This is a genomic window from Thermaurantiacus sp., assembly GCF_053487655.1.
Genome location: NZ_JBRCLD010000062.1, coordinates 1 through 6,132 on the forward strand (window position 1 = coordinate 1; position 6,132 = coordinate 6,132).

A 6,132-nucleotide genomic window follows, 5' to 3' on the forward strand; every position below is an offset into this window, starting at 1 on the left:
GATGCGCACCATACGGTTGAGGACACCGGGCTCGCGCTCGGCCGGGCGATTGCCGAAGCCCTCGGCGACCGGGCCGGGATCACCCGCTACGGCCACGCTCTCATTCCGATGGACGAGACCCTGACCCGGGTCGCGCTCGACATTTCGGGCCGGCCCTATCTCGTCTGGAAGGTCGCCTTCAGCCAGCCGCGCTTGGGCGAAATGGACACCGAACTGTTCCGGGAATTCTTCCAGGCCCTTGCCCAGGAAGGTGGCATCACGCTCCACGTCGAGACGCTCTACGGCACCAACAACCACCACATTATCGAAAGCACCTTCAAGGGCGTGGCCCGGGCGCTGCGCGATGCGGTCGCCATCGACCCCAGGATGGCGGGCCAGATTCCCTCAACCAAAGGGACTCTTGGGGGCAGCCTCGGCGCTCCTGCCTGATGCTGCCGTGAGTCTCGTCCTCATCGACTATGGTGCCGGAAACCTGCGCTCAGCTGAAAATGCGCTGCGTGCAGCTGGCGCCACTGATGTGACCATCACCGCCGACCCCGAGATCGTGCGCCGCGCCGACCGGATCGTGCTTCCCGGAGTTGGCACCTTCGGCCAATGCATCGGGGCGATCCGGGCCTGCCCTGGGCTCGAGGAGGCGCTTGGCGAAGCGGTGCTCGGGCGGGGCCGGCCGTTTCTTGGGATCTGCGTTGGCATGCAGCTTCTGGCAAGCTTGGGCCACGAGTTCGGAGTCCATGCCGGGCTTGGCTGGATTGCAGGCGAAGTGCGGCGGCTCGAACCCGCCGACCGGGCGCTGCGCATCCCGCACATGGGCTGGAACGAAGTGGCGATCCTCCGCCCCGGCCTGGTCGAGGCCGGCTACGCCTATTTCGTCCACAGCTATGGCTTCCACGCCGCCGACGCCAGCGACGTGCTGGCAATCACCGATCATGGCGGGCCAGTGACAGCCGCCATTGCTCGAGGGCCCATCCTCGGAGTCCAGTTCCACCCGGAGAAAAGCCAGGCTTGGGGTCTCGCCTTCCTCGGCCGGTTCCTCGCCTGGAGCCCCTGATGGAGATCTGGCCTGCAATCGACCTCAGGGCCGGTGCAGTCGTGCGCCTGGCAGAAGGCGACATGGCCCGTGCAACCGTCTATGGCACCAACCCGACAGCGATTGCCCGTGATTTCTTCGCTGCCGGCGCGACCAATCTGCATGTCGTCGATCTCGACGGCGCCTTCGCTGGTGACCCGCGCAACCGGGAGGCGATTGCTGCCATCCTTGCTGCAACCCCAGCCCGGGTCCAGGTCGGAGGTGGCATCCGCGACCTTGCCGCAATCGAGGGCTGGCTTGCCGCCGGCGCTGCGAGGGTCGTCCTCGGAACCGCGGCGCTCGAGCAGCCCGACCTCGTCCGCACCGCTGCCAGGGCCTTTCCTGGGGCCATCGTGATCGCCGTCGATGCAAGGGACGGGATGGTGGCAACGCGCGGCTGGGCAGACATCTCAACGGTTCCGGCCGCCGAACTTGCCGCGCGCTTTGCCGACGCTGGTGTCGCTGCCCTCCTCTTTACTGATGTCGGCCGCGACGGGCTGCTCCGCGGCGCGAATGTGGCGGCGACGGCGGCACTTGCAGCGGCTGTGCCAATCCCCGTGCTGGCCTCAGGCGGGGTGGCCGATCTTGCCGACATCCGGGACTTGAAGGCCCATCCGAACATTGCGGGCGTGGTCGTGGGCCGTGCCCTCTACGAGGGCCGCTTCACGCTCGAAGCCGCGCTGGCTGAGGCGGCATGACGCTTGCGGTCCGGATTATGCCCTGCCTCGACGTCGCTGGCGGGCGCGTGGTCAAAGGTGTCAATTTCACCGGCTTGCGTGATGCCGGGGATCCAGTGGAGGCAGCCCGCCGCTACGATGCGCAAGGAGCGGATGAGCTGGTTTTCCTCGATATCACCGCTTCCCACGAAGAGCGGGGGATCCTGCTCGACGTTGTTGCTCGCACTGCAGCCTGCTGCTTCATGCCGCTGACGGTTGGGGGCGGCGTGCGCTCAGCAGACGATGTTCGCGCCCTGCTTCGCGCTGGCGCAGACAAGGTTTCGGTCAATTCCGCCGCCGTTGCTCGTCCAGAACTGGTCGGCGAACTTGCTCGCACCTTCGGCGAGCAGTGCATCACGGTCGCCGTCGATGCAAAGCAAGTTACGCCCGGCCGCTGGGAGATCTTCACCCACGGCGGGCGCCGTGCGACGGGCATCGATGCCATAGCTTATGCCGCCCATGTGGCTAAACTCGGAGCTGGCGAGATATTGCTGACCTCGATGGACCGCGACGGCACCCGCCAAGGCTATGATCTTGATCTGCTGCGTGCGGTCTGTGCCGCCGTTCCAGTTCCGGTCGTGGCTTCCGGCGGCGCCGGCACACTTGACCATCTTGTCGAGGGCGTGACGCGGGGCGGCGCCTCAGCAGTGCTTGTTGCGAGCCTGTTCCACTTCGGGGAAGCAAGCATTGCCGATGCGCGCGCGGCATTGGCACGCGCCGGGGTGCAAGTCCGGTCATGAGCAGCATTCTCGAGCGGTTGGAAGCGACGATCGCGGCAAGGCAGGCCGCGCTTGCCGCCGACCCGATGCTGGCCGAGCAAAGCTATGTCGCGCGCCAGCTCGCACGCGGGCGCCACAAGCTCGCCCAGAAGCTGGGCGAGGAAGCGGTGGAAACGGTGGTCGCTGCAGTCGCGGAAGATGATGCGGCTCTTGCCAGCGAGGCGGCAGACCTTCTCTTTCACCTGCTGCTCGTGCTTGCTGGGCGCGGAGTGCCGCTTGCTGCTGTGCTTGCTGAGCTCGAGCGACGCGAAGGCATGCCGGGGATCGAAGCGAAGCAGGGGAGGCAGACATGACAGTGCGAACCGATCAACCCTATGACGAGACCAACATCTTTGCTCGGATCCTGCGCGGCGAAGTGCCCTGCCGGCGCGTGCACGAGACCCCCCATGCGCTGGCCTTCCACGACATCAACCCGCAGGCGCCAGTCCATGTGCTCGTCATTCCCAAGGGGCCCTATGTCTCGCTGGCGGATTTCGCTGCCCATGCGCCAGCCGAGCTCGTTGCTGGCTTCTTTCGCGCTGTGGGGGAGACCGCCCGCATCCTGGGGCTTGAAGACAGCGGCTACCGGATCCTCGCCAATGCCGGGCCGCACAGCCACCAGGAGGTGCCGCATCTTCATGTCCACATCTTTGGCGGTGCACCACTTGGACCCATGCTGGTGCGACGACCCACGGCTTGACTTGAAACCGTAACAGCGCTGTGGCGGCCCGGCTGCAGGGAGGATGTGGATGCTTTTCTGGCGTGTGAAGCCCCTCGATCTCATCCTCGAAACGGCCGAGAAGAAGGCCCTTGCGCGAACGCTTGGCGCCTTCCAGCTGACCATGCTGGGCATCGGGGCCATCATCGGGACGGGCATCTTCGTGCTGACAGCAGAAGCCGCCACCAAGGCGGGACCCGCCATGATGATCAGTTTCGTGATCGCAGCGTTCGTCTGTGCAGTCGCGGCCCTCTGCTACGCTGAGATGGCGGCCATGGTGCCCGTCTCCGGCTCGGCCTACACCTATTCCTATGCCACCATGGGGGAGCTTGTCGCTTGGGTGGTGGGCTGGGCTCTCGTGCTCGAATATACAGTGGCAGCCGCAGCAGTCTCGGTCGGCTGGTCTGGCTACATGGTAGGCCTGGTCCGCGAGCTCCTCGACATAAGATTGCCCCACGCCTTCGTCGCTGGGCCGTTCGAGCGCGACCCGGGCCTCATCAACCTGCCGGCGATGGGCATCGCGCTTCTCATTACGTGGCTGCTCGTCCTTGGAACGCGCGAAAGCGCCCGCTTCAACACCGCACTCGTCGTGGTCAAGCTCTCCGCGCTTGGCCTGTTCATCCTGCTCGCGGTGCCGGCAATCCAGGCGGAGAATTTCCAGCCCTTCATGCCGAACGGCTTTTTCGCCCGCAACGTGGTCGATCCGATTACGGGAAACGCAGTCACCGTGGGAGTTGCCGCCGCAGCCGCCTCGATCTTCTTCGCCTATGTCGGCTTTGACGCCGTCTCAACCGCAGCGGAGGAAACGGTCAACCCGCAGCGCAACCTCCCCATCGGCCTTGTGGGCTCGCTTGCCATCTGCACCCTCATCTATCTTCTGGTCGCAGGGGCTGCGACCGGGACAGTCGGCGCCCAGCCGGGTGGTGCACTTTCGCAATCGCGCGAGGCACTCGCCTTCGTGCTCCGGGAAATCGGGCACGGATGGGCCGGCGATCTCGTGGCCGTCGCAGCCGGGCTCGCCCTGCCTTCGGTCATCCTCATGATGATGTTCGGCCAGACCCGGATCTTCTTTGTTATGAGCCGCGACGGCCTGCTGCCGTCTGTCTTCTCCCGGCTCCACCCGCGCTACGGCACACCCCATGTGGTCACGCTGACAACGGGCGTCTTCGTTGCCCTCTTCGCTGCGCTCTTTCCGGTCGGCTCACTCGCGGACATCTCCAACTCGGGCACCCTGTTCGCTTTCTTCACGGTCGCTGTTGGCGTCATGATCCTCCGCCGTACCCAGCCAGAACGCGAGCGGCATTTTCGCACACCAGCGGTCTGGGTCATCGCCCCACTGGCGGCGGCTGGCTGCGTCTTCCTTTTCTTCCAGCTCTCCGGCGCGACCGAGCTCATGTTCGTTGGCTGGGCGGTAATCGGGCTTCTGGTCTATTACAGCTACGGCCGGAACCGCAGCCACATGGCAACTGCACTCCGCGGACAGACTGCCAGGTAGCAAATCCGGCCATTTGCCTTTTGCTGCGGCGCCTCCTATCCAGCGATGACCGGGCGCGTGATCGCGGGCTTGCGCTCTTGGGCGCTCCGCTGGCCCGAACACAAGCTAAGGCACCCCCCAATCATGCGCGGGGGCCCAACATGGAAGACATTCCTTGACCCGATTTGACACGCTCGGCCTCGCCGAGCCCGTCCGTCTTGCCCTTGGCAAGGCCGGCTACACGCATCCCACTCCGATCCAGCTTGCGGCCATCCCGCCGGCGATGGAGGGCCACGATCTCCTCGGCATCGCCCAGACCGGCACCGGCAAGACCGCAGCCTTCGCGCTTCCCATCCTCGACCGGCTCGCGCGCGACCCGGCGCACCGGCGCAAGCTTGCAACCCGAGTACTGGTGCTCTCCCCCACCCGCGAGCTTGCAACCCAGATCGCCGACAGCTTCCAGACCTACGGCGCTGGCCTCAAACTCCGCATCGAAACCATCTTCGGCGGCGTTCCCATCACCCGCCAGATGCGGATGACGGAAGCCGGCCTCGACATCCTGGTCGCAACCCCCGGCCGCCTGCTCGATTTGATCGACCGCGGCGCCCTGCTGCTCGATCATGTCCAGATCCTCGTCCTCGACGAGGCAGACCAGATGCTCGACCTCGGCTTCATCCATGCCTTGCATAAGCTCCACAGACTCTTGCCACGCCGGCGTCAGTCGCTGTTCTTCACAGCGACCATGCCACCAGCCATCCGCGCCCTTGCCGAGCGCTTCCTGCGCGATCCCGTCGAAGTGGCGGTTGCACCCGCGGCCACCCCCGCCGAGCGCGTCGCCCAGGGCATTGTCTTCGTGAACCAGGCGGAAAAACAGGCGCTGCTCACGCTCACGCTGCGCGACCCCGCCTATGCCAAGACGCTCGTCTTCACCCGCACCAAGCATGGGGCGGACCGGGTGGTCCGGCATCTCGAGGGGGCCGGTATCCGCGCGGCTGCCATCCATGGCAACAAGTCGCAGCCACAACGCGCACGCGCGCTCGACGCCTTCCGCAAGGGCCAGTTGCAGGCGCTGGTTGCAACCGACATCGCCGCGCGCGGTCTCGACATCGAAGGCGTCACCCATGTCATCAATTTCGAGCTGCCCAATGTGCCCGAGCAATATGTCCACCGGATCGGCCGCACCGCGCGCGCTGGCCGTGCGGGCGACGCCTTGAGCTTCTGCGCGCCTGACGAGCGCGCTTATCTCAAAGAAATTGAGAAGCTGACCCGGCAAAAGCTGGAAGCCGTGCCGCTTCCGGCCAATTTCGTCGCCGAGGCGGCGCGGTTGCCGAAGCCGGCGCCGGTACGCGCCGAACGCAGCGACGACCAGCGCCTTCCGGCACAGTGGAGAGAGGGACGCC

The 6,132-nt window shown here is 65.9% G+C and carries 8 protein-coding genes; all 8 read left to right on the forward strand.

The window, feature by feature from the left end; all coding sequences use genetic code 11:
- A partial coding sequence (locus ACWIQA_RS06630) for an imidazoleglycerol-phosphate dehydratase (protein WP_448582280.1) occupies positions 1-429 on the forward strand: 429 nt, incomplete at its 5' end.
- 7 nt (positions 430-436) lie between these two features.
- Positions 437-1,048: an imidazole glycerol phosphate synthase subunit HisH gene (gene hisH, locus ACWIQA_RS06635; RefSeq protein WP_448582281.1), complete on the forward strand. Its 612-nt coding sequence runs from the start codon at positions 437-439 to the stop codon at positions 1,046-1,048.
- Positions 1,048-1,764, forward strand: coding sequence for a 1-(5-phosphoribosyl)-5-[(5-phosphoribosylamino)methylideneamino]imidazole-4-carboxamide isomerase (hisA, locus tag ACWIQA_RS06640; protein ID WP_448582282.1), 717 nt, complete (start codon positions 1,048-1,050; stop codon positions 1,762-1,764). The genes hisH and hisA overlap by 1 nt, the downstream gene beginning before the upstream one ends.
- A complete protein-coding gene (hisF, locus tag ACWIQA_RS06645; RefSeq protein ID WP_448582283.1) occupies positions 1,761-2,522 on the forward strand; it encodes an imidazole glycerol phosphate synthase subunit HisF in 762 nt (253 codons plus the stop codon). Before hisA ends, hisF begins: the two co-directional genes overlap by 4 nt.
- Positions 2,519-2,854: a phosphoribosyl-ATP diphosphatase gene (hisE, locus tag ACWIQA_RS06650; RefSeq protein ID WP_448582284.1), complete on the forward strand. Its 336-nt coding sequence runs from the start codon at positions 2,519-2,521 to the stop codon at positions 2,852-2,854. Before hisF ends, hisE begins: the two co-directional genes overlap by 4 nt.
- A complete protein-coding gene (locus ACWIQA_RS06655) occupies positions 2,851-3,240 on the forward strand; it encodes a histidine triad nucleotide-binding protein (protein ID WP_448582285.1) in 390 nt (129 codons plus the stop codon). Before hisE ends, ACWIQA_RS06655 begins: the two co-directional genes overlap by 4 nt.
- Positions 3,241-3,289: 49 nt before the next feature.
- Complete coding sequence (locus ACWIQA_RS06660; protein WP_448582286.1) at positions 3,290-4,753, forward strand: amino acid permease; 1,464 nt, start codon at positions 3,290-3,292, stop codon at positions 4,751-4,753.
- 154 nt (positions 4,754-4,907) lie between these two features.
- Positions 4,908-6,132 (forward strand): DEAD/DEAH box helicase (locus tag ACWIQA_RS06665; protein ID WP_448582287.1); only part of this gene is annotated, 1,225 nt, incomplete at its 3' end.